The organism is Polaribacter ponticola (assembly GCF_026191475.2).
Lineage (GTDB): Bacteria > Bacteroidota > Bacteroidia > Flavobacteriales > Flavobacteriaceae > Polaribacter > Polaribacter ponticola.
On record NZ_JAOSLC020000003.1, the window covers coordinates 2,162,113 to 2,188,341 of the forward strand.

The following is a 26,229-nucleotide window of genomic DNA, read 5'->3' on the forward strand; positions in this document are numbered from 1 at the left end:
GATGTAAATTATACAATTTCTGACGGTACTAAAACATCTAACATTGGTACAATAGAAATAGAAGTAACAGGAGTAAATGATGCCCCAACAGCGGTAGCAGATGTTAATACAACACCAGAAGATGTTGCATTAAATATTAATGCTGCAAACGGAGTTTTAGCTAACGATTCAGATTTAGAAGGTACGCCATTAACAGTATTAGAATTCACTATTAATGGGCAAGATATAATTGCAGGTCAAACGGCAACTTTTACAGAAGGTACTTTAGTTATAAATTCTGATGGTAGTTATATTTTTACACCAGCATTAAATTACGTAGGTACAGTACCAACGGTTACTTATAGTGTTACAGATGGTAAAGAAAGTGTAACAAGTACATTAGATATAACAGTAACGCCAATAGATGATGCACCAACTGTAGTAGATGATTTTGCAACAGGAGTTCAAAATACTCCAATAGTTGCTTCAGATATTACTAGCAATGATTCGGATTTAGATAGTACAATTGATGTTACATCAATCGTCTTAATAGACCCAAATAATCCTTCAAATACTGGAGACTCTAATACACCATTAGTAATTTCTGGTGTTGGAACTTTTGAGGTTGATGCTGCAGGAAATGTAACATTTACTCCAGAACCAGATTTTACGGGAGTTGCTGAGGTAAATTATACAGTTGAAGATACTGGTAATACAGTTTCAGAAGAAGCAACAATTTACTTTACTGTACAACCAGATAATGATGGAGATGGTATTGCTAATATTGTAGATTTAGATGATGATAATGATGGTATTCCTGATACTGTAGAAAATAACGGATTAGATCCTTTAGCAGATTCAGATAATGATGGTATTCCAAATTATCAAGATTCAGATGCAATATTAGTTGATGAAAATAATGACGGAATAGATGATAGATTTGATACTGATAATGATGGTATTATAGATCAATTTGACTTAGACTCAGATGGCGATGGTAATTTAGATATTATTGAAGCAGATGGAATTGATACAGATAATGACGGTAGAGTAGATAATTTAATCGATTTAGATAATGATGGTTTAGATGATAATATAGCAACAAGTCCATTAGCAACAGCAGATACAGATGGCGATGGAATAGCAAATTATAAAGATTTAGATTCAGATGGCGATGGTATTTTAGATAATTTAGAAGCTCAAGACCCTACAAATTACATTACTCTTTCAGGAGTAGATTCAGATAATGATGGAATTGATGATGCTTTTGATGTAGATTGTGCACCTTGTAATTCAGTTACAGGTACTCCTATTACACCATTAAATTCCGATACAGATGATTTACCAAATTATTTAGATTTGGATTCTGATGATGATGGAATTGTAGATAATATTGAGTGGCAAACTACTCCAGGTTATCAAACTCCTGGAGCAGATATGGACGGTAATGGAGTTGCAGATAATTATGAAACTACACCTGGTTCTGGTATACCTATTTATATCCCTGTTAGTACAAATGGAGTAAATCCACCAGACTATTTAAACACAGATTCAGATGGAGATGGAGTTTCAGATTCAGTTGAAGCTTATGATACAAATGGAGATAATGTAGCAGAAATTGTTGCTTCTGGTAATGATACTGATAATGATGGTATTGATGATGCTTTTGATTTAAATTCAAACGGACCATCTGATACAGATGCAGCAACAAATAACAATCAAGATGTTACAGAATTCCCTAACGATCAAGATCCTGGAACAGCTCAGGTCGATTTTAGAGATAATCATGTATTCTCAGATCCTGTAGATACAGATGGCGATGGAGTGAATGATGATATAGATATAGATGATGATAATGATGGAATTTTAGATTCAGTAGAATCTTTAGGATTTGTTCCTACAAATACAATGAACGATCCAAGTTGTATATTTCCAACAGCAGTCTTTAAAAACCCTACTTATGTAGCAGGTACAGGTTCTGGTTCAGGTACTTTAGGTGCAAAATATCGTTTTGAAAATGTAATTGATGTTACAGGATTAGGAGCTGCTGGTATTTTAGATGCAATTGTTGAGATTACAGACATTCAAGGAGGAGCATCTTTAATTACTATAGATAATGCATCTACAGGAAGTTCGGATGCTTGGCAACCAGAATTTACAGTTCCGGTTCCTACTGGAGGAGGTAAATCTGAAATGGCTTTTAAACTAGTATTAGTACATGACGACACAGAAAATATATACAATATAAGTAGGTTTGGTGGTACCATTTATGATATTGATGGAGCAAATGCAAGAGAATCAGTAATACTTTCAAGACCTGGTTTATATGCAGTTGCAGGCAATACTTTATTAAATGTAAATTCTAACCTAGCAACAGGTTTATTAACTCTAGAAGGGCCAGACGATACATATTCTGGAGTAGATTTATCACCAAGATTAGCAACTTACTTTAACTATTATGATGTTTCTGCTTTTGAAGTACGATTTTCAGCAGAATTATTATCAGCAAAATCAAATACAAACTTAGGTTCTATATTATTTGATGTTTGCTCTATCAATGGTTTATTTGATGGAAATACGTTGTCTAATGCACCTTCTCAAACAAATGGAACTTCAGAAAATTCTGGCCCAGGAATTGGTGTGGTTTATAAAGTATTTGATGGTATTGATAGTGATGGCGATGGTATTACAGATGAATTAGATATAGATTCAGATAATGATGGAATACCAGATAACGTTGAGGCTCAATTAACTTCAGCTTATTTTGGCCCAGGAAATGGTGATTCAGATTTAGACGGATTATTAAACGCTTATGATAATGCAAATAATAGTGGTTTAGCTTTAGTAGATACAGATGGAGATTTCAGATTCGATTATTTAGATACAGATTCAGATAATGATGGTATTGATGATACAATCGAAGCAGGTTATACTTTAGCTACTAATAATAATGATACAGATCATGATGGTTTATTAGACCAATACGATGATGTAGATACTACAGGTGGTTTATTTGATGTAAATGATGAGTTAAACAATGGAGCATCTACTTTACCAGATGCTAATAGTACTACACCAGAAGTAGATTATAGAGAAATCTTAGATTCAGATGGCGATGGTATTACAGATAGTGTAGATTTAGATGATGATAATGATGGTATTTTAGATACTGTTGAGCAAGATGGTGATCCTTTAAGAGATACTGATGGCGATGGAATTATAGATTCTTTAGACTTAGATTCAGATGGTGATGGAATTAACGATTTAATAGAATCAGGATTAGGTCAAATAGATGCAGATAATGATGGAGTTATAGATGGATCAGATACTGGTTCTGGAGCAAATGGATTGTTTGATGGTGTTGAAACTACACCTGAAAGCGGTACAACATCAGTTACTTTAGATACAGATGGCGATGGCATTCCAAATTTCCAAGATATAGATGATGATAATGATGGCATTAATACAGAAGATGAAAATTATGATGTAGCTAATAATGATCCTACAGATCAAGATTCAGATGGAGACAATATTCCAGATTATTTAGATACAGATGATGATAATGATGGTGTTTTAACTGCAGATGAAGACAATGATAATGATGGTATTTTCTTAAACAATGATGATGATGATAATGGCGATGGTATTCCAGATTATTTAGATGCTTTAGATACAGACAATGATGGTATTCCAGATAGTGAGGATACAGATGATGACAATGATGGCAACCCAGATACAACAGACACAAATCCTTTAACACCAACAACATTACCAGATACATTAACTATAGTTGAAGGTAATAATGGAACTGTTAATGTATTATCTAATGATGATTTCTTACCAAGTACTACAATCACATTAGTAAATGCAGGTTCTGGTTCAGCAGCAGGTATGGTAACATTTGATCCTTTAACGGGAGATATGGTTTATGTACCAGCAGTTGGAGAAGAAGGTACTGTTGTTACAGTAGATTATACAGTTTGTAATACAGATGTTAACCCAAATGTTTGTGTAACAGATACAGTTACAATTACTGTTCAAACAGATAATGATGGAGATGGTGATCCAGATGTAACAGATTTAGATGATGATAATGATGGAAATCCAGATACTTCAGATCCAAATATTTTTACACCAACTACAACACCAGACGCAATTACAATTGTAAATGGAGTAAGTGGGACATTAGATATTTTAGGAAATGATGATTTCTTACCTGGAATAAATACAACAATTACTAATGCAGGAACAGGTTCTGCAACAGGAATAATAACATTTAATCCATTAACAGGTGAGATGACTTATATTCCAGAAGTAGAAGACGAAGCAGAAATAGTTACAGTTGATTATACGGTTTGTAACACTGCAAATAATCCTAGTGTTTGTATTACAGAAACAGTAACTATTACTGTACAAAAAGATTCAGATGGAGATGGCATTCCAGATTCTGTAGATTTAGATGATGACAATGATGGTATTTTAGATACGGTAGAACAAGATGGAGACCCTTTAAGAGATACTGATGGAGACGGAATAATAGATTCATTAGATTTAGACTCAGATGGAGATGGAATTAATGACCTTACAGAATCAGGATTAGGTCAACCAGATGCAGATAATGACGGAGTTATAGATGGATCAGAAACTGGTTCTGGAGCAAACGGATTATTTGATGGAGTTGAAACTACTCCAGAAAGTGGTACGACAAGCGACCCAATAGATTCAGATGGCGATGGTATTTCAGATTTTCAAGATATTGATGATGATAATGACGGTATCCCAACATCAGAAGAATATGTTTTAGATGTAAACGGAGACCCAATAGATTCAGATGGCGATGGTATTCCAAATTATTTAGATACTGATGATGATGGCGATGGAGTAGACACTACTGATGAAGATATAAATAATGACGGTGATTATTCAGACGATACCGATGGTGACGGAATTCCAAACTATTTAGATACAGATGATGATGGGGATGGAGTTGATACGGCTGATGAAGATATCAACAATGATGGAGATTTAACAAATGATGATACAGATGGCGATGGTATTCCAAATTATTTAGATACAGATGATGATGGCGATGGTATTGACACAGCAGATGAAGATATCAACGGTGATGGAGATCTTAATGATGACTCCGATGGCGATGGCATTCCAAACTATTTAGATACTGATGACGATGGAGATGGAGTAGACACTGCAGATGAAGATATAGATTCAGATGGAAACCCTAATGATGATGATTCCGATGGCGATGGCATTCCAAACTATTTAGATACCGATGATGATGGCGATGGAGTTGATACATCGGATGAAGACATCGATAATGATGGCGATCTTACAAATGATGATACTGATGGCGATGGCATTCCAAACTATTTAGATACCGATGATGATGGCGATGGAGTTGATACGGCTGATGAAGATAATAACAATAATAATGATCTAACTGATGATGATTCCGATGGTGATGGCATTCCAGATTATTTAGATGGAGACGATTTCGATGGCGATGGCATTCCAGATTCTATTGATTTAGATGATGATAATGATGGTATTCCAGATTTAGTTGAACAAGATGGAGATCCTTTAAGAGATACAGATGGTGATGGAATTATAGATTCTTTAGATTTAGATGCAGATGGCGATGGAATTAATGATGTGGTTGAAGCAGGTAATGGGCATTTAGATTCAGACAATGATGGTGTTATTGATGCAGCATTAACTGGTTCTGGAGCAAACGGATTATTTGATGGAGTTGAAGATGCTCCAGAAAGTGGAACAACATCAGATCCTATAGATACAGACGGTGATGGTATTCCAGATTTTCAAGATGTAGATGATGATGGTGATGGTATAGATACAAAAGATGAAGATATCAACAATGATGGAGATCCTACAAACGATGATACAGATGGCGACGGTATTCCAAACTATTTAGATACCGATGATGATGGCGATGGAGTAGATACAGCAGACGAAGATGTTAATGGAGATTCTGATTATTCAGATGATACCGATGGCGATGGCATTCCAAATTATTTAGATACCGATGATGATGGCGATGGAGTAGACACGGCTGATGAAGATATCAACAATGATGGCGATTTATCAAATGACGATTCCGATGGCGATGGCATTCCGAATTATTTAGATACCGATGATGATGGCGATGGAATTGATACAGCAGATGAAGATGCAAATAATGATGGAGATCCAACGAATGATGATTCCGATGGCGATGGCATTCCAGATTATTTAGAAGGAGAAGATAATGATGGCGACGGTATTCCAGATTCAATAGATTTAGATGATGATAATGATGGTATTCCAGATTTAGATGAAAATGGAGGAGACCCAACATTAGATACCGATGGCGATGGTATTCCAGATCATTTAGATTTAGATTCGGATGGAGACGGAATTAATGATGTTGTAGAATCTGGTTCTCGAGCATTAGATGCAGATAATGATGGTGTTATTGATGGTAATCCTGCAGATTTTGGCGGAAATGGTTTATTTGACGGTTTAGAAGATGGAGCAGAAAGTGGTAATTTAAATCACACTTTAACGGATACAGATGGCGATGGTATTCCAGACTTCCAAGATGTAGATGATGATGGAGATGGAGTTCCAACATCAGAAGAATACATTCTTGATGTAAATGGTAATCCTTTAGATTCCGATGGAGATGGAATCCCAAATTATTTAGATACCGATGATGATGGTGACGGAATAGATACAGTTGACGAAGATATTAATGCAGATGGCGATTATTCAGATGATACCGATGGCGATGGTATTCCAAATTATTTAGATTCCGATGATGATGGCGATGGTATTGATACAATAGATGAAGATTATGATGGTAGTAATAGCAATGCTTCAGATCAAGATTCCGATAACGATGGTATTCCAGATTATTTAGACTCAGATGATGATAATGATGGAGTAGCTACATCAGATGAAGATATCGATTCCGATGGAGACCCAACAAATGATGATTCCGATGGCGATGGTATTCCAAATTATTTAGATACTGATGACGATGGCGATGGAATAGATACATCAGATGAAGACATAAATAATGATGGTGACTTAACAAATGATGATTCCGATGGCGACGGCATTCCAAATTACTTAGATACTGATGATGATGGCGATGGCGTAGATACAGCTGATGAGGATATAGATAGCGATGGCGATCCTAATGATGATGATTCCGATGGCGATGGCATTCCAGATTATTTGGATACTGATGATGACGGTGATGGAATAGATACTGCAGACGAAGATATAGATGGCGATGGCGATTCAACAAATGACGATTCGGATGGTGATGGTATCCCAGACTATTTAGATACTGATGATGATGGCGATGGTATTCCTACAGAAGATGAAGATGTAAATGGTGATGGAGATTTCACAAATGATGATGATGATGGCGATGGTATTCCAGACTATTTAGACGATGATGATAATGATGGAGATGGAGTTCCAGATTCTATCGATTTAGATGATGATAATGATGGTATTCCAGATTTGGTAGAAAACGGAGGAGACTTTACATTAGATACAGATGGCGATGGTATTCCTGATCATTTAGATTTAGATTCCGATGGAGACGGTATTAATGATGTTGTAGAATCTGGAAGTGGAGCTTTAGATGCAGATAATGATGGAGTAATCGATGGTTCAGATGTAGGTTCAGGATCTAATGGACTATTTGATGGCGTAGAAAATGTTGCTGAAAGCGGTACTTTAAATCACGATATAATAGATACAGATGGCGATGGCATCCCAGATTTCCAAGATATTGATGATGATGGAGATGGAATTAATACTAAAGATGAAGATGTTGATGCAGATGGAGACCCAACAAATGATGATTCTGATGGCGATGGCATTCCAAACTATTTAGATACCGATGATGATGGTGATGGTGTTGATACAGCTAATGAAGATATTAATGGAGATGATGATTATTCTGATGATTCTGATGGCGATGGCATTCCAGATTATTTAGATACTGATGACGATGGTGATGGTGTAGATACAAAAGATGAAGATATTGATGGCGATGGAGATCCAACAAACGATGATTCCGATGGCGATGGCATTCCAGATTATTTAGATACTGATGACGATGGCGATGGTGTAGATACAAAAGATGAAGATATTGATGGCGATGGCGATTCAACAAATGATGATTCTGATGGCGATGGCATTCCAGATTATTTGGATACCGATGATGATGGTGATGGTGTAGATACTGCAGATGAAGATATAAATGGTGATGGAGATTCAACAAATGATGATTCTGATGGCGATGGCATTCCAGATTATTTAGATACCGATGATGATGGCGATGGCATTGATACTAAAGATGAAGATAATGATGGTGATGGAGACCCAACGAATGATGATTCTGATGGCGATGGTATTCCAGACTATTTAGATACAGATGATACAGATGGTGATGGAGTTCCAGATTCTATTGATTTAGATGATGATAATGATGGTATTCCAGATTTAGTTGAAAATGGAGGAGACTTTACATTAGATACAGATGGCGATGGCATTCCAGATCATTTAGATTTAGATTCAGATGGCGATGGTGTTAATGATGTAGTAGAATCTGGAAGTGGAGCTTTAGATGCCGATAATGATGGAGTAATTGATGGAGCAGACACAGGTTCTGGAGCAAATGGATTGTTTGATGGAGTTGAAGATACTGCCGAAAGTGGTACTTTAAATCATAATATAACAGATACAGACGGCGATGGTATTCCAGATTTCCAAGATATCGATGATGATGGCGATGGAATTAATACTAAAGATGAAGATATTGATGCAGATGGAGAACCAACAAATGATGATACAGATGGCGATGGTATTCCAAATTATTTAGATACAGATGATGATGGCGATGGAATTGATACTAAAGATGAAGATCTAAATTCTGATGGTGATTATTCTGAAGATACAGATGGTGATGGCATTCCAAATTATCTAGATACCGATGATGACGGTGATGGTATTGATACAATTGATGAAGATTATGATCCAAATAATGATAATGCTTTAGATCAAGATTCCGATGGCGATGGAATAGCAGATTATTTAGATGTAGATGATGACAATGATGGCATTAACACAAAAGATGAAGATGCAAATAATGATGGCGATCCAACAAACGATGATTCCGATGGCGATGGTATTCCAGATTATTTAGATATTTCTGCTTTCATTGATTCTGATGGTGACGGTATTCCAGATTCAGATGATTTAGATGATGATAATGATGGTATTCCAGATTTAATAGAAAACGGAGGAGACTTTACATTAGATACAGATGGTGATGGTATTCCAGATCATTTAGATTTAGATTCAGATGGCGATGGCATTACAGATTTAGCAGAATCAGGAAGTGGCGCTTTAGATGAAGATAATGATGGAGTTATTGATGGTTCTGATGTAGGCTCTGGAGCTAACGGATTGTACGATGGAGTAGAAGATGTTATCGAAAGTGGTAATTTAAATTATGAATTAACGGATACAGATGGCGACGGAATTAGAAATTTCCAAGATACAGATGATGATGGTGATGGAGTAAAAACCAAAGATGAAGATTTAGATGGAGATGGAGATCCAACGAATGATGATTCCGATGGCGATGGAATAGCAGATTATTTAGATATTGATGATGATGGTGATGGAGTTAATACTTTAGATGAAGATTATGATTCAGATAATGATAGTCCATTAGATCAAGATTCTGACGGGGATGGTGTTCCAGATTATTTAGATACAGATGATGATGGAGATAGTATTGATACTATTGATGAAGATATCAATTCAGATTCAAGTCCTGTAGATGATGATACAGATGGTGATGGTATTCCTAATTATTTAGATTCAGATGATGATGGCGATGGTATATTAACAATAGATGAGTTTATGTTAGATTGTGATGAAGATAATATTGCAGATCATATAGATCTTACAGATTGTGATAAGATACCAAATGCATTTTCACCAAACGGAGATGGAAATAATGATACGTTTATAATACCAGCATTATCTAAGTATCCTAATTTTAAATTAGAAATTTACAATAGATGGGGTAATCAAGTTTATGATTATAACAATAGTGGTAAAACAAATCCATTATGGTGGGATGGTTATTCTACAGGAAGGTTTACATTAAATAAGAGTAAACCATTACCAGTAGGGACTTATTATTACATCATTTACTTTAATGATGGTACAAGAGCACCAATTAACGGATGGGTATATTTAAACAGATAATTAAGATGAACGCAATACAAATGAAAAAATATATAGTAATCATTGCAGTTATATTGTTTACTATTTCTGCAAAAGCACAACAAGATCCACAGTACACTCAGTACATGTATAATATGAACATTATAAACCCAGCTTACGCTGGGTCTTATGATGCTTTAAGTCTTAATTTCTTAGCCAGATCACAATGGGTAGGAATAGAAGGAGCTCCAAGAACTTTAACGTTCGGAGCACATTCTCCAGTTGGTAAAAATGTTGGATTAGGTTTATCTGTAATTGTAGATGAACTTGGTCCAGTAAAAGAGCAGAATATTTATGGAGATTTTTCTTATACACTAAATGTAAGTGATAATGCTAAGTTAGCTTTAGGTCTAAAAGCTGGTTATACTTTTTTAACTTATGTTTACCATGTTTAGAAACAACGAATCCAGATGATATAGCATTTGTAAATAATAACGCTAATAAAGCGTTACCAAATATTGGTTTTGGAGCATTTTATCATACAGATAAATTTTACGCAGGATTATCTATACCTAATTTATTACAAACTTTTCATTTCGAAAAAAGCGGTGGTCAAGTAACAAGAGCTTCAGAAAGGAAGCATTTTTTCTTAACTTCTGGTTATGTATTTGATTTATCGTATGATTTAAAATTAAAACCTTCTTTAATGGTAAAGGCTGCAGAAGGGGCACCTTTATCTATAGATTTTTCCGGAAATGTACTTTTCTATGATAAGTTTGAGGCAGGATTATCTTATAGGTTAGACGAATCTATATCTGCTTTAGTTAATGTAAGAGTAAGAAAGAACTTAAGAATAGGGTATGCCTATGATTATACATTAACAAATTTAGGTCAATTTAATTCTGGAAGTCATGAAGTATTTTTACTTTTTAATTTCGACTTTGAGAGTAATAAAATTAAATCTCCAAGATTCTTTTAGTTTTAATAATTCAATTATGAAAAAAACAATACAAATTACAATCGTACTTTTATTTAGTTCTTTAGCCATTTTTGGACAAACTAAAGAAACTAAGCAAGCAGACATATATTTTGAAAATTTATCATTTGTAAAAGCTGCCTTAGAGTATAAGAAGTTAGCAGAGAAAAAACCAACTGCGTATATTTTAAAGAAGTTAGGAGATTGTTATTATAACAATGTTCAAATGGAAGAAGCTGCAGATGCTTATGCAAGGTTATTTACAGCTTTTGTTGATTTCGATGATGAAGATTATGCTTTTAAATATGCCCAATCATTAAGAGCCATTGGAAATTTTGAAGAATCAAAATTCTGGATGAAGAAATTTAATACAGTAAAAAAGGAAGACGTTCGAGGTCAGAATTTTACTGAAGCAAAAGCTATTTTAGCTGAAATTAGAGATAATAAACCAGATTATAGGGTAGAAAATTTAGAGAAAATAAACACGAAATATTCAGATTTTGGTGTTACAGAATATAAAAACACAATTTTATTTTCTTCTCCAAGAGATTTAAATAGGTTTGTAAAAAGAACTCATACTAGAAACAATAGAAATTTTTTAGATATTTTTCAAGTTAATAAAGATGACATAAAATTAAAAGGATCAAAAAAACTTTTTCTAAAGAATTGAATGAAAAATATCATGAGTCTTCTATTTCTTTTTCACCAGATAATAAAACTATTTATTTTACTAGAAACAACTATAACGAAGGAGATTATAAGGTTGATAAAGATGGGTATAATAAACTTAAAATATATAAAGCAGATCTTGTAGATGATAATTGGATTAATATAAAAGAACTACCTTTTGTAGTAACGAATATTCTGTAGGTCATCCATCTGTAAGTAAAGATGGTAAACGCTTATTTTTTACTTCAGACATGGAAGGTGGTTTTGGTAAAACAGATATTTATTATGTAACTATAAATGAAGATAAAACTTATGGAGAACCTATGAATTTAGGAAAAACCATCAATACAGAAGGTAGAGAAATGTTTCCGTTTATATCGGAAGATAAGACCCTATACTTTTCATCAGACGGTCATTTCGGAATAGGAGCTTTAGATGTTTTTGCTAGTAAATCTTTAGATAATAAGTTTCAAGAACCAGTAAATTTAAAAGCACCTGTAAATTCTAAATTAGATGATTTTGCTTTTTCAATAAATCCAATTACTAGAAAAGGATATTTATCTTCAAATAGAGTAGGTGGTCTTGGAGATGATGATATTTATTCTGTAGAACAAATCGTAACAGAAGAAATTAAAATAGTAGAATGTGATCAAGTTATAACGGGTTTTGTAAGAGAGTCTAAATTTAAAAAACATTTACCTTTTGCTAAACTTACTCTAAAAGATGCTTTAGGTAATGTGGTTAAAGATACAATTGCAGACAAAATAGGTAAGTTTACGTTTAAATTACCTTGTAATCAAAAATTCGCCATTACTGCAGCAAAAGAATATTATAAACCAGATACTAAGTATTTTGAGACTACAGATGAAGTTGCAGTAGAATTAGATTTAGATTTTTCTTTAGAGATAACAGACGATTTTGTTTATAATGAAAGAGATGAATTAATAATTAAAATTAACTCTATTTATTTTGATTATAATAAATGGAATATAAGATCTGATGCAGCATTAGAGTTAGATCATATTGTTAGTGTAATGGTAAAATACCCTAAGATAAAAGTAAAATCTACTTCCCATACAGATGCAAGAGGTAGAGCGTCTTATAATGAGTTACTGTCTCAACGTAGAGCAGAATCTACAGTAGATTATATCACTTATAAAGGAATAAAATTAGATCGAATTTCGGGTAAAGGTTTTGGAGAATCTCAATTAACCAATAAGTGTGTAGATAATGATAATCACACAAATAGAGTAAAATGTACAGAAGCACAGCATCAAGCAAACAGAAGAACTTCGTTTGTAATTTTAAATGTAGATGGTACAAAAATTAGCTCTAAAGAGAAAGAATTTATTCAAGAAGAAGAGGAGGTTGAAGAAGAAATAGAAGAAGACCCTCAATCGGATTTAAAAACTCATATTGTAAGTAAAGGGGAAACGTTATACTCTATTGCAGAAAAATATAAATTAGAAATTAATTTATTAAAGAAAATTAATAACCTTAAAAGTAATAATGTTTACTTAAATCAATTGTTAATTATAGACCCAAATCATAACGGAGTTATAGCGCCAAATGTAGACGTAAATAAAAGTACATATACAGTTAAAGCTAATGAAACTTTATATGCTATTGCTGTTAAGCACAATTTAACAGTTAAAAAACTAAAAAGTTTAAATAAGTTAAAAAGTAATAGCATTAAAAAAGGACAAGTATTAAAAATTAAATAAATTGTTAAAAGCAACATATAAATTAGCGCTCTAATAGGCGCTAATTTTTGTTTATAACAAGTAATGATTAAATTATTTTATTAAAAACATTAGCTCTAAAATCTATTCAATTTTTTCATCATAAAAGTTATCTATTTTTTAAAAAATCATGTATATTAGTAACTTAACTATGTTAAGTTATTTATTATGAAGCCCCCATATTCTATAAATAAAGTTATTGTACAGTTTACTAATAACTTTTCTTTCTACAAATATAGCATCTGCTTAAGATATAGTAAAGAAATTTACTTGCTACAATTAAAGCTTTTTTTAATACCAATAAATTGGTGCATTTAACATATTTTTATATGCCTAAAATTAACCTTATACATTAATGAAAAAACTACTAGTAATCTAAATAAATAAGTTTAAAAATAGTTTCAATAGTTAGAATGGTATCAAATCAAAATAAAAAAATGAAAAAAAGGTACAGACTTTTTAATTTCAAAAAAAAGATAAATAATAGAGAATACTCCCGTTTTTTATTATTTATATTTCTGTTATTTTTAACAAGTTTAAGTAGTGCTCAAGTAAATATTATTGCATTAGATGATGATTTTTCTGTAACTAATGTAAATGGTATCGTTGGTGGTGTTGCTGGTAATGTATTAGTAAATGATACTGTAGATGGTGTAACAGCTTCTTCTGCTACAATTACCACAACTTTACTCTCAACAGGGAACTTAGCTGGCGTAACAATTTCTGAAAATGGAGATGTTAATGTGCCAGCAGGAACTCCTTCTAAAGTTTTTATTTTAACGTATTCAATTTGCGAAAATGGAAATGAAAACAATTGTAAGAATGCAGAAATTAAAGTAAAAGTAGATGCAGATATCGATGGCGACGGAGTTTTAGACTCTTTAGATATTTGTGAAGGTTTTAATGATTTAGAAGATAACGATTCTGACGGTATTCCAAACGGATGTGATGATGATGATGATAATGATGGTGTTTTAGATATAGATGAAGGTTGTACAGAACAAGTAACAAATTCTTATAAAAAAATATATTTCTCAGACGGTACTATTGATACTTCTGGAGATACAGATGTAAATTTAGTGTATTCCACAATTTCAAATTATGTAAATTTAATAGGTGGAGATTTAGCTCCTGGAAATAATTTATTTTTAAATGGGTTCGACCCAATTGGTGGGCCTGGTAAGATGGTTTTTAATATAACTACACCATATCTTTTAAAAGTAAATGAAACTATAACAATTAGAGCCTATTTATTTGACAATAGAAGAGATTTTTCAGGAGATTATGTATTGCCAATATCAGCAACAATAAATACAGTATCTTCTGGATCATTTTTTTAGAACAAGTTTTGTCTAATCAGCAAACTCAAGATCTAGACGATGGAAAATGGATTGAAATAGAATACAAAATTCCATTAACAGGTTTAACTACAGATCAAATAGAAATAAGCAATATTACAATGTTAATTGAGGTAAATTCAGATGGTGTAAACCCTAATTTTGATCCTTCTTCTTCTGAGGTGTTTGGTATAATTCCAAGAGATTTAACTTCAGATGTAATTGGAGGAGAATGTACTTTAAATACAGATGGAGATGGATTAGTTGATGCTTTTGATACAGATGATGATGGAGATGGAATTGATACAATTGATGAAGATATTAATAATGACGGCGACCCTACAAATGATGATACAGATGGTGATGGTATCCCAAATTATTTAGATGTTGATGTAGATGACAATGATAATGATGGGATTCCAGATCATATAGATATAGATGATGATAATGATGGGATTCCTGATTTAGAAGAAAATGGAGGGGACTTCACATTAGATACTGATGGAGATGGTATACCAGATCATATCGATTTAGATTCAGATAATGATGGTATTAATGATATTATAGAATCGGGTTCAGGAGCTTTAGATGTAAATAATGATGGTGTAATTGATGGTTCTCTAACAGGTTCTGGAGCTAACGGATTATTTGATGGTTTAGAAAATGTAGTGGATAGTGGAAACTTAAATTATACTATTATTGACACTGATGGTGATGGAGTAAGAGATTTTCAAGATATTGACGATGATGGCGATGGGGTAAATACAATAGATGAGGATATAGATGCAGACGGAAATCCAATGGATGATGACACCGATGGAGATGGTATTGCAAACTATTTAGATATAGATGATGATGGCGATGGGGTAAAAACAATAGATGAGGATATAGATGCAGACGGAAATCCAATGGATGATGACACCGATGGAGATGGTATTGCAAACTATTTAGATATAGATGATGATGGAGATGGAGTAAATACTCTAGATGAGGATATAGATACAGACGGAAATCCAATGGATGATGATTCAGATGGAGATGGTATTGCAAACTATTTAGATATAGATGATGATGGCGATGGAGTAAATACTTTAGATGAGGATATAGATGCTGATGGCGATCCAATGGATGATGATTCAGATGGAGATGGTATTGCAAACTATTTAGATATAGATGATGATGGAGATGGAGTTAACACAATAGATGAGGATATAGATACCGATGGCGATCCAATGGATGATGATTCAGATGGAGATGGTATTGCAAACTATTTAGATATAGATGATGATGGAGATGGAGTTAACACAATAGATGAGGATATAGATGCTGATGGAGATCCAATGGATGATGATACAGATGGAGATAGTATTGCAGATTATTTAGATATTGATGATGATGGTGATGAAATTCTAACTATTAATGAATATTTATTAGATTGTGATAGTGATAATATACCAGATTATTTAGATATTACTACTTGTGGAGGTCTACCAAACACTTTTACACCCAATGGAGATGGAATAAATGATACTTTTGTGATTTCATCATTATTAGGATATCCAAATTTTAAATTAGAAATTTATAATAGACTAGGAAATAAAGTTTATGATTATAATAATAGCGGAAAAACATCTCCTCTTTGGTGGGATGGTTATTCTACAGGGAGATTAACTTTAAATAAGAGTAAGCCTTTACCTGCAGGAACTTACTATTATATTGTTTATTATAATGATGGTAAAACTTCACCTATAAAAGGATGGGTTTATTTAAATAGATAAATTATATACGCAATACAAATGAAAAAAATTATAGGAATCATTGCAGTTATATTATTTACAATGTCTGCGCATGGGCAACAAGATGCTCAATATACACAGTATATGTATAATATGAATATCTTAAACCCTGCATATGCTGGATCTAAAGAAGCTTTAAATATTAATTTTTTAGCAAGATCTCAATGGGTTGGTTTTGACGGAGCACCCAAAACAATAACTCTTGGAGTTCATTCACCAGTGGGTAAAAATGTAGGGTTGGGTTTGTCTGTTATAGCAGATAAATTAGGTCCTCTAGAAGAACAAAATATATATGGAGATTTTTCATATAATTTAACATTAGATAATAACGCAAAATTAGCTTTAGGTTTAAAAGCGGGTTATACATTTTATAACCTTTGTATACCTTGTTTAAAAGGCGTTACAGAGGGAGATGCATTAATAAATAATTTAAACCCTAATAAAGCTTTTCCAAATTTTGGTGTTGGAGCTTTTTATTATACGAATAAGTTTTACGCCGGTTTATCAATACCAAATTTGTTAAAAAGTATTCATTTTGATAAAAGTGGAGGTCAAGTAACTAGAGCGTCTGAAGCTCAGCACTTATTTATTACAACGGGTTATGTATTTACTATTTCTCAAAATTTAAAACTAAAACCTTCTATAATGACTAAAGCTATAAAAGGTGCTCCTTTATCTATAGATTTTTCTGGAAATGTGCTATTTAACAATAAAATAGAAGCGGGTTTATCTTATAGATTAGATGAGTCTTTTTCTACAATGATAAATTTTAGAGTTAGTAAAACTTTAAGAATTGGATATGCATATGATCATACTTTAACAAATTTGCAAGAATTTAATTCTGGTAGTCATGAAGTATTATTACTATTCAATTTTGGTTTTGAAAATATTAAAATTCAATCTCCAAGATTCTTTTAGCTATAAAACTACAATAATGAAAAAAATATACAGATTACAATTGTACTTTTATTTAGTTTCTTTTCCTTACTTGGACAAAGTAAAGCAACAGCGTTAGCAGATACTTATTTCGAGAATCTATCATATATAAGAGCAGCTAGAGAGTATAAAAAATTAGCCGATAAGAAAAAAACGGCATATGTTTTAAAAAGATTAGGAGATAGTTATTACTTAAATGCTCAAATGAAAGAAGCATCCAAAGTATATGCACAATTATTCCATTCTTATGTACCGCAAGATGCAGAGTATCTTTTTAAATACGCTCAAACCTTAAGAGCTATAGGAAGTTTTAAGGAGTTCTATGGTTTGGATGAAAAAATTTCACGAGTTAAAAAAAGAAGATTCAAGAGGGAAAAGATTTATAAATAATGCAGCTGTTTTATCAGAATTAAGAAATAATAAACCTGAATATAGGGTACAAAATTTATATGCAATAAATACAGAATACTCAGATTTTGGGGTTACGGAATATAGAAATACAATACTTTTTTCATCACCATCAACACGAAATAAAATTATTGATAGAATAGACAAGAGAAATGAAAAAAGTTTCTTGGATATCTTTCAAGTTAATAAAGATGAAATAAGTTCTAAACGAGGTAAAAAACCATTTTCTAAAGAAATTAATGAAATATATCATGAATCTTCAGTTTCATTTTCTCCAGATTATAAAACGATGTACTTTACTAGAAATAATTATAATAATGGAAGTTTTAATGTAGATCAAAAGGGGTATAATAATCTAAAAATTTATAAAGCTGAATTCATAGAAAATGAATGGAAAAATATAAAAGAATTACCATTTTGTAGTGATGAGTATTCTGTAGGTCACCCTTCAGTTAGTAAAGATGGAAAACTATTGTACTTTACTTCTAATATGCCCGGAGGATTAGGTAAAACAGATCTTTATTTTGTTAGAATCGACCATAATGGAATGTATAGTATTCCTCAAAATTTAGGACCAACTATAAATACAGAGGGGAGAGAAATGTTTCCATATATTTCTGAAGATAATACATTATATTTTTCTTCAGATGGTCATTTTGGAATTGGATCTTTAGATGTGTTCGCAAGTAAATCAAAAGGAAATAACTTTAAAAAGCCAACTAATTTAAAACACCCAATAAATTCAACATTAGATGATTTTGCATTTTCTATTAATCCTATAACTAAAAAAGGATATTTGTCCTCTAACAGAGAAGGCGGCTTAGGAGATGATGATATTTATGCTGTAGAACAAATTTTTGATGAGAAATCAGATACTGTTTGTAGTCAATTAATTAAAGGAATTGTAAAAGAATCGAAATTTAAAAAACATTTGCCTTATGCTAAACTATCGTTAAAAGATACTTTTGGTAAAACAATTAAAGAAACTGCAGCAGATAGTTTAGGTATGTTTTCGATAAAATTACCTTGTAATCAAAAATTTGCTATAACAGCTTCAAAAGATTATTATTCACCTGATACAGAGTATTTCGAAACTTCCGATGAAGTATCAGTTGAGTTAAATTTAGAATTCTCTTTAGAAATAATTGATGATTTTGTTTATAACACACAAGATGAGTTGGTAATCAAAATAAATTCAATTTATTTTGATTATAATAAATGGGATATAAGACCAGATGCAGCTAAAGAGTTAGATCATATAGTAGAAGTTATGAATAAATATCCTAACTTAAAAGTAGAATCTACTTCGCATACAGATTCCAGAGGAAGAGCAGCTTATAATGAGTTATTGTCACAAAGAAGAGCAGAATCTACGGTAGATTATATTATTTATAATGGTATTGATTCTTACAGAATAAAAGGTAAAGGCTATGGAGAATCTAAACTAACAAATAAATGTATTGATAATGATATGCATACAAACACTGTAAATTGTAAAGAAGTACAGCATCAAGCAAATAGAAGAACAGCATTTGTGATTTTGAATGTTGATGGAAGTAAAATAAATTCTAAAAACAAACCACTTTATGAGGAAATTGTAATAAAAGAAAAGAATATTTCACCAATAAATATCCAAGAAACTGCATTAAAATCTCATATTGTGAGTATAGGTGAAACTTTGTATTCAATATCAAAAGCTTACAATTTAAGTGTTAGTAAATTAAAGAAGATAAATAATTTAAAATCTAATGAGATTTTTTTAAATCAGGTTTTATTAATTTCTGAAGACAAGAAAGGTTTAACAAGCAAAAAAAGAAATCGATTATACATATAGTTCAACCAAAACAAACCTTATTTTTTATTGCAAGTAAATATAAAGTTTCTGTATATATACTTAAAAAATTAAACGGATTAACTAGTAATAATATTGAAATAGGACAAATGTTAAAAATAAATTAATACTATAATTTTAATAGAAGTAACACCTCTTTTGTAAAGAGGTGTTTTTTTATGGAATAAAATCAAGAAAATCCTTAATTTCGCATTCTCAATTGAAAAGAGAGAAAATGAAGGTGAATGCTTTAGTTTTTAAGTGTTTAAGTGATTTTAGGTTAAATACTTAAAATAGAATTAAATTTTAGAGCTCTCCAATAAAAATTAAAACAAATAGAATCAGATGAAATTTCCTGAATATAAAGGACTTGACTTACCAAAAGTAGCAGAAGAAATTCTAAGTTATTGGCAAGAAAATAATATTTTTGAGAAGAGTGTAACTTCAAGAGAAAACGCAAAACCATATGTGTTTTTTGAAGGGCCACCATCTGCAAATGGTTTACCAGGTGTACACCATGTTTTAGCAAGAGCTATAAAAGATATTTTTCCAAGATATAAAACCATGAAAGGTTACCAAGTTAAGCGTAAAGCTGGTTGGGATACTCATGGTTTACCTATTGAATTAGGAGTTGAGAAAGAATTAGGAATTACTAAAGAAGATATTGGTAAGAAAATTTCTGTTGAAGACTATAATGCAGCCTGTAGAAAAGCAGTGATGCGTTATACAGATATCTGGAACGATTTAACAGAAAAGATGGGTTATTGGGTAGATATGGAAGATCCGTATATTACTTATGAGCCTAAATATATGGAGTCTGTTTGGTGGTTATTAAAACAAATTTATAATAAAGAATTAATTTATAAAGGGTATACAATTCAGCCATATTCTCCAAAAGCAGGTACAGGTTTAAGTTCTCACGAATTAAATCAACCAGGTACTTACCAAGATGTAACAGACACAACAATTGTTGCGCAATTTAAGGTAATAGAAAGCACGTTGCCAGATTCTTTAAAAAAGTACGATCATTTAAACTTTATAGCTTGGACAACCACACCTTGGACGTTGCCAAGTAATACAGCATTAACAGTTGGCCCTAAAATAGAGTACGTAGTTGTTGCAACTTATAATCAATATACTTTTGAGCCAGTTCATGTTATTTTAGCAAAGAAATTAGTAGGTAAACAATTTGCAGGAAAAAATAATTTTGAAGCTAAAACTGTAGAAGAACTTACTGCATATAATTCTGGAGATAAAAAAATCCCTTATTTAATTTGTTCAGAACATAAAGGAGCAGATTTAGTAGGTATAAAGTATGAGCAATTACTAGACTTTAATCTAGATTTTGAGAACAAACAAGATGCTTTTAGAGTAATTTCTGGAGATTTTGTAACTACTGAAGATGGTACAGGAATTGTACATACAGCACCAACTTTTGGAGCAGATGATGCTTTAGTTGCTAAACAAGCAAGTCCAGAAATTCCACCTTTATTAGTAAAAGATGAAAATGATAATTTAGTACCTTTAGTAGATCTACAGGGTAAATTTAGAAAAGAAATTAAAGATGATATTTATGGTTTTGCAAGTGAATATGTTAAATCTGAATATTTAAATGAAGGTGATTTTGAAACTGAATTAAAAATTCAGCAAGAAAAAATGGTTGATGTTTTAAAAAATCAAGATAAATATTTATCTGTGGATGAACGTTTAGGTTTAAAACTAAAGAATGAAAACAAAGCCTTTAAAGTGGAAAAATACAAACATAGTTACCCTAATTGTTGGAGAACCGATAAGCCAATTTTATATTATCCATTAGATTCTTGGTTTATTAAAGTAACAGATGTAAAAGATAGAATGCACGAGTTAAACAAAACCATTAACTGGAAACCAGAATCTACTGGAACAGGTCGTTTTGGTAATTGGTTAGCAAATGCAAATGATTGGAATTTATCTCGTTCTCGTTATTGGGGAATTCCATTACCAATCTGGAGAACAGAAGATGGTAAAGAAGAAATTTGTATTGGTTCTGTAAAAGAATTAAAAGCAGAAATGCTACGTGCCGTAGACGCAGGTATAATGAGCGAAGACATATTTGCAAGCTTTGAAGTTGATAATATGTCCGAAGAAAATTATGCAAAAATAGATTTGCATAAAAATATAGTTGATGAAATTGTATTAGTTTCAGATTCAGGGCAACCAATGAAACGAGAAAGCGATTTAATTGATGTTTGGTTCGATTCTGGTTCTATGCCTTATGCACAATGGCATTATCCGTTTGAGAACAAACAAAAAATTGACGAGAACGAATCTTTTCCAGCAGATTTTATTGCAGAAGGAGTAGATCAAACACGTGGTTGGTTTTATACTTTACATGCAATTGCAACGATGGTTTTTGATTCTGTTGCCTATAAAAATGTAGTTTCTAACGGTTTAGTTTTAGACAAAAACGGACATAAAATGTCTAAACGTTTAGGTAATGCAGCAGATCCTTTTGAAACTTTAGGAAAGTATGGAGCAGATGCCACAAGATGGTATATGATTTCTAATGCTAATCCTTGGGATAATTTAAAATTCGATTTAGAAGGAATTGAAGAAGTTAGGCGTAAGTTTTTTGGAACATTATATAACACCTATTCTTTCTTTACTTTATACACAAATATTGATGGGTTTTCTTACAAAGAAGCAGATATAGCTTTAGAAGATAGACCAGAGTTGGATAGATGGATTTTATCTGAACTACATACTTTAATTGCAAAAGTAGATAAGTTTTATGATGAATATGAACCAACAAGAGCTGCAAGAGCAATTTCAGACTTTACGCAAGAGTATTTAAGTAATTGGTATGTTCGTTTAAGTAGAAGACGTTTTTGGAAAGGAGATTATCAGACAGATAAAATTTCTGCTTACCAAACATTATATACTTGTATGGTAACAATTGCAAAATTAGCATCGCCAATTGCGCCATTTTTTATGGACAGATTATATCAAGATTTAAACACTGTTACTGGTAAAGAAACTTCAGAAAGTATTCATTTATCAGATTTTCCTAAATACGAAGAGAACTTTGTAAACAAGAGTTTAGAGCGTAAAATGGAAAGCGCTCAAACAATATCATCTTTAGTGTTATCGTTAAGAGCTAAAGAAAAGATAAAAGTTCGCCAACCATTACAAAAAATAATGATTCCTGTTGACAATGTGCAACAGAAAGAAGAAATTTTAGCAGTTGCAAACTTGATAAAACATGAAGTTAATATTAAGGAAATTCAGTTAATGGAAGATGCTTCAGACATCCTTATTAAGCATATTAAGCCAAACTTTAAGGCTTTAGGTCCAAAATTTGGAAAAGATATGCGTTTTATAGCTGCTGAGGTTCAGAAGTTTAATCAAGAAGATATTAACAAAATAGAAAAAGATAAAAACATTTCTATAGAAATTAATGGAAAAAATATAACTTTGGATATTGCTGATGTGGAAATTTCCTCGAAGGATATAGAAGGTTGGTTAGTTGCCAATGAAGGAGTTTTAACAGTTGCTTTAGATGTAACAATAACAGAAGAATTACGTAAAGAAGGTGTTGCCAGAGAGTTGGTAAACAGAATTCAGAACGCACGTAAAGACACAGGTTTAGAAGTTACAGATAAAATAAAGTTAACAGTTTTAAATTTTGAAAACTTACAACAATCTATTACTGAAAATGAAGATTACATAATGAGTGAAACATTAACTAGTGAGTTAGTTTTTGTAGACGAATTAAATAATGGTATAGAAATTGAATTTGATACCATTAAAAGTAAAATATTAATAGAAAAAATATAATAGCATGTCTGATGTTAGAGTAAAATACTTAGAACAAGATTTAAAAGAATTTAGAGAAATTATTAATAAAAAAATTGCTAGAGCAGAACAAGATTTAGTAGCTTTAAAAGCGGCGTATAAAAACGATGCAGATAATGGTACTAATGATACTTCATCATCTTTTAAATCTTTTGATGAAGGATCTGAGGTAATGAATAAAGAAAAAAATGTACAATTAGCTATAAGGCAAGAAAAGTTTATTAGAGACTTAAATAATGCTTTATTAAGAATTGAAAACGGAACTTATGGCGTTTGTAGAGTTACTGGTAAACTAATACAGAAAGAGCGTTTAAAGTTAGTGCCACATGCAACTTTAAGTATTGAGGCAAAACGTAAACAATAATTAATTTTTATTAAAATATAAAAGCTTCTTTTTAAGAAGCTTTTTTTATGAGAAAAATATTTATAATATCATTTCTATTGATTAATACTGTGATTTTTTCGCAGAAAAAAGTGATAAAAAAATTTGACACAGCTGTTAATGAAATAGAAATTTCTACAATTGGTTTAGATAGTTTTGTTATTGAAAATTCAACTTCTAACTTTATTGAAATTACTTTGTATGCAGAAAATTCTAACAAACAGCATATCGTTTTTAAATCAGAAAATAAAACAGCACAATTAGAATTTAAAATTTCTGAAATAGTAACAGAAGAAACTGTTTTTAGAAAGTTTATTACTAAAAGATTGCAAAGAGCAAATGCAAGTATAAAAATACCTAAAGATAAAAAAGTAACAATTTTTGGAGAAAATTTAAGCTTCGAATCTAAGGATTATAAAGGTGGTTTAGAGGTATACTTAGAAAAAGGTATTGTAAAACTTAATAATATTCAAGATAATATAAAAGTAAAGTTGTATTCTGGTAATATTTATGGACATATAAAAAGTGCTAATATTTCTGTAGTTTCAAATATTGGAAAAATAAAAGTTGATGATATTTTTTACAAAAAAACATATCAAAAAAAGAAAAAACATATCAAAAAAATTTAGCATAACGAGTATAAAAGCTAATATTTTCTTAACGACAAAATAAACACAATAATAATGTTATTTTTGTGTTTCAAAATTTAAAAAAGATGTCAAAAAAGAATCTTGCAATTCTTACAATTTTAGTAGCAATTATTTTAGATCAAGTTATAAAAATTTATGTAAAAACACATTACGCCTTAGGCGATGGTTTTGAGGTTTTTAGTTGGTTTAAAATTCATTTTGTAGAAAATAATGGAATGGCAATGGGATTTGAATTTGGAGGAAAAGCAGGGAAGCTTTTTTTAACCTTATTTAGAATTGTAGCCGTTTCTGGTATTGTTTATTGGCTAGCTAGTAATATTAAAAAGAAAGTGCATAATGCTGTTATAATTGGAATTTCATTAATATTTTCTGGTGCTGTAGGTAATATTATAGATTCTCTTTTTTATGGTGTTATTTTTGATGATTCTAACCATAAAGTAGCTACATTATTTGCAGATGAACCTTATGGAGAAATGCTTTATGGTAAAGTTGTAGATATGTTTTATTTTCCTATTTGGAGCGGTAATTTACCAGATTGGATTCCGTTTATTGGTGGAGAAATGTTTACTTTTTTTCAATATATATTCAACCCTGCAGATTCTTACATTTCTATAGGAGTTGCTTTGCTTTTTATTTTTAGCAAGCAGGCTTTTCCAAAAGAAGAAAAGAAAGTAAAAGAGTTTTCTGAGAATCAGAAATCTTAATTATAAATTTTTATTTAGTGTAGTGTTGTATTAGTTAAATATTTATAATCATTTTTACTAACTTGTCTCTATTCATTTAAACTTTAAACAAATGCGTGTTTCAAGATATATTCTAGTTTTTTTTATCGCTAAATTTTGGTATCAAAGAAATGATAATCAACAAACTAATGAGGAAATTGATGTTGTAGTAAACTCAATTAAAAACATGAGTAAACTGGTTGTTTCAAGCGGAAATTTTTCTGAAGTTTATAACTTTTCTGATTCTAAAAAATATTTTTACGATTATGTTTCTTTCGATAAACAAGCAATTGTTACTGTAAACGCAAAAGTTGAAGTTGGTTATAATTTATCTAAGTTAGATATTCAGATAGATTCTACATCGAAAAAGATTTATATTAATAAAATTCCAGAAGAGGAAATTACAATTGCTCCAGATGTAAAGTATTTCGATTTAAAACAAAGTCAGTTTAATTCATTTTCAAAAGAAGAGTTGAATAAAATCAATCAAAAAAGTATCGAAAAAATTAAGCAAACTGCAGATATCTCTAGTTTAAAAAAAGAAGCTAAAACTCGATTTTTTGAGGAAATTTCTAAGGTTTATCAATTGTCGGCAATTTATAATTGGCAAGTTGTAGATAATACTGGTTCTAGTTTTTTAATTGATTTAGATAGTAAAATAGACTAATTTATATTTCTAAAATACGTAA

General features: G+C 31.4%; 15 protein-coding genes (1 of these 15 only partly in view). All 15 read left to right on the forward strand.

Features of this window, described 5'->3' with window-relative positions; all coding sequences use genetic code 11:
• Window positions 1-10,299, forward strand: the 3' end of a protein-coding gene (locus N5A56_RS15055; protein ID WP_265726906.1) for a tandem-95 repeat protein. 19,956 nt of this gene lie to the left of the window's left edge; only the last 10,299 of its 30,255 coding nucleotides appear in the window; the start codon falls outside the window, past its left edge; the stop codon is at window positions 10,297-10,299.
• 20 nt (window positions 10,300-10,319) lie between these two features.
• Entirely contained in the window at window positions 10,320-10,712 is a 393-nt protein-coding gene (locus N5A56_RS17555; protein ID WP_337994814.1) for a PorP/SprF family type IX secretion system membrane protein, read from the forward strand.
• Between the two features lie 20 nt (window positions 10,713-10,732).
• Window positions 10,733-11,236, forward strand: a complete 504-nt coding sequence (locus tag N5A56_RS17560) for a PorP/SprF family type IX secretion system membrane protein (protein WP_337994855.1) — start codon at window positions 10,733-10,735, stop codon at window positions 11,234-11,236.
• Between the two features lie 16 nt (window positions 11,237-11,252).
• Entirely contained in the window at window positions 11,253-11,903 is a 651-nt protein-coding gene (locus N5A56_RS15065; RefSeq protein ID WP_265726908.1) for a tetratricopeptide repeat protein, read from the forward strand.
• Window positions 11,900-12,103: a hypothetical protein gene (locus N5A56_RS15070; RefSeq protein WP_274270525.1), complete on the forward strand. Its 204-nt coding sequence runs from the start codon at window positions 11,900-11,902 to the stop codon at window positions 12,101-12,103. The genes N5A56_RS15065 and N5A56_RS15070 overlap by 4 nt, the downstream gene beginning before the upstream one ends.
• 50 nt (window positions 12,104-12,153) lie before the next feature.
• Window positions 12,154-13,626: an OmpA family protein gene (locus tag N5A56_RS15075; protein WP_274270526.1), complete on the forward strand. Its 1,473-nt coding sequence runs from the start codon at window positions 12,154-12,156 to the stop codon at window positions 13,624-13,626.
• A 455-nt stretch (window positions 13,627-14,081) separates the two neighbouring features.
• Complete coding sequence (locus N5A56_RS15080) at window positions 14,082-14,984, forward strand: hypothetical protein (protein ID WP_274270527.1); 903 nt, start codon at window positions 14,082-14,084, stop codon at window positions 14,982-14,984.
• Between the two features lie 8 nt (window positions 14,985-14,992).
• The gene (locus N5A56_RS15085; protein WP_274270528.1) at window positions 14,993-16,759 is read left to right on the forward strand and encodes a T9SS type B sorting domain-containing protein; all 1,767 of its coding nucleotides are present in this window, start codon (window positions 14,993-14,995) and stop codon (window positions 16,757-16,759) included.
• An 18-nt stretch (window positions 16,760-16,777) separates the two neighbouring features.
• The gene (locus N5A56_RS15090) at window positions 16,778-17,695 is read left to right on the forward strand and encodes a PorP/SprF family type IX secretion system membrane protein (RefSeq protein ID WP_265726911.1); all 918 of its coding nucleotides are present in this window, start codon (window positions 16,778-16,780) and stop codon (window positions 17,693-17,695) included.
• A gap of 349 nt (window positions 17,696-18,044) precedes the next feature.
• Window positions 18,045-19,955, forward strand: coding sequence for an OmpA family protein (locus N5A56_RS15095; protein ID WP_274270529.1), 1,911 nt, complete (start codon window positions 18,045-18,047; stop codon window positions 19,953-19,955).
• A 342-nt stretch (window positions 19,956-20,297) separates the two neighbouring features.
• Window positions 20,298-23,768 carry an isoleucine--tRNA ligase gene (ileS, locus tag N5A56_RS15100; RefSeq protein WP_265726914.1) on the forward strand — a complete coding sequence of 1,157 codons (3,471 nt, stop codon included), beginning with the start codon at window positions 20,298-20,300 and terminating at the stop codon, window positions 23,766-23,768.
• A gap of 4 nt (window positions 23,769-23,772) precedes the next feature.
• Window positions 23,773-24,150: a TraR/DksA family transcriptional regulator gene (locus N5A56_RS15105; protein WP_265726915.1), complete on the forward strand. Its 378-nt coding sequence runs from the start codon at window positions 23,773-23,775 to the stop codon at window positions 24,148-24,150.
• Between the two features lie 110 nt (window positions 24,151-24,260).
• Window positions 24,261-24,797, forward strand: coding sequence for a hypothetical protein (locus tag N5A56_RS15110; RefSeq protein WP_265726916.1), 537 nt, complete (start codon window positions 24,261-24,263; stop codon window positions 24,795-24,797).
• Between the two features lie 86 nt (window positions 24,798-24,883).
• Window positions 24,884-25,522: a lipoprotein signal peptidase gene (locus tag N5A56_RS15115; RefSeq protein ID WP_265726917.1), complete on the forward strand. Its 639-nt coding sequence runs from the start codon at window positions 24,884-24,886 to the stop codon at window positions 25,520-25,522.
• A 91-nt stretch (window positions 25,523-25,613) separates the two neighbouring features.
• A complete protein-coding gene (locus N5A56_RS15120; RefSeq protein WP_265726918.1) occupies window positions 25,614-26,207 on the forward strand; it encodes a DUF4230 domain-containing protein in 594 nt (197 codons plus the stop codon).
• Window positions 26,208-26,229 lie beyond the last annotated feature (22 nt).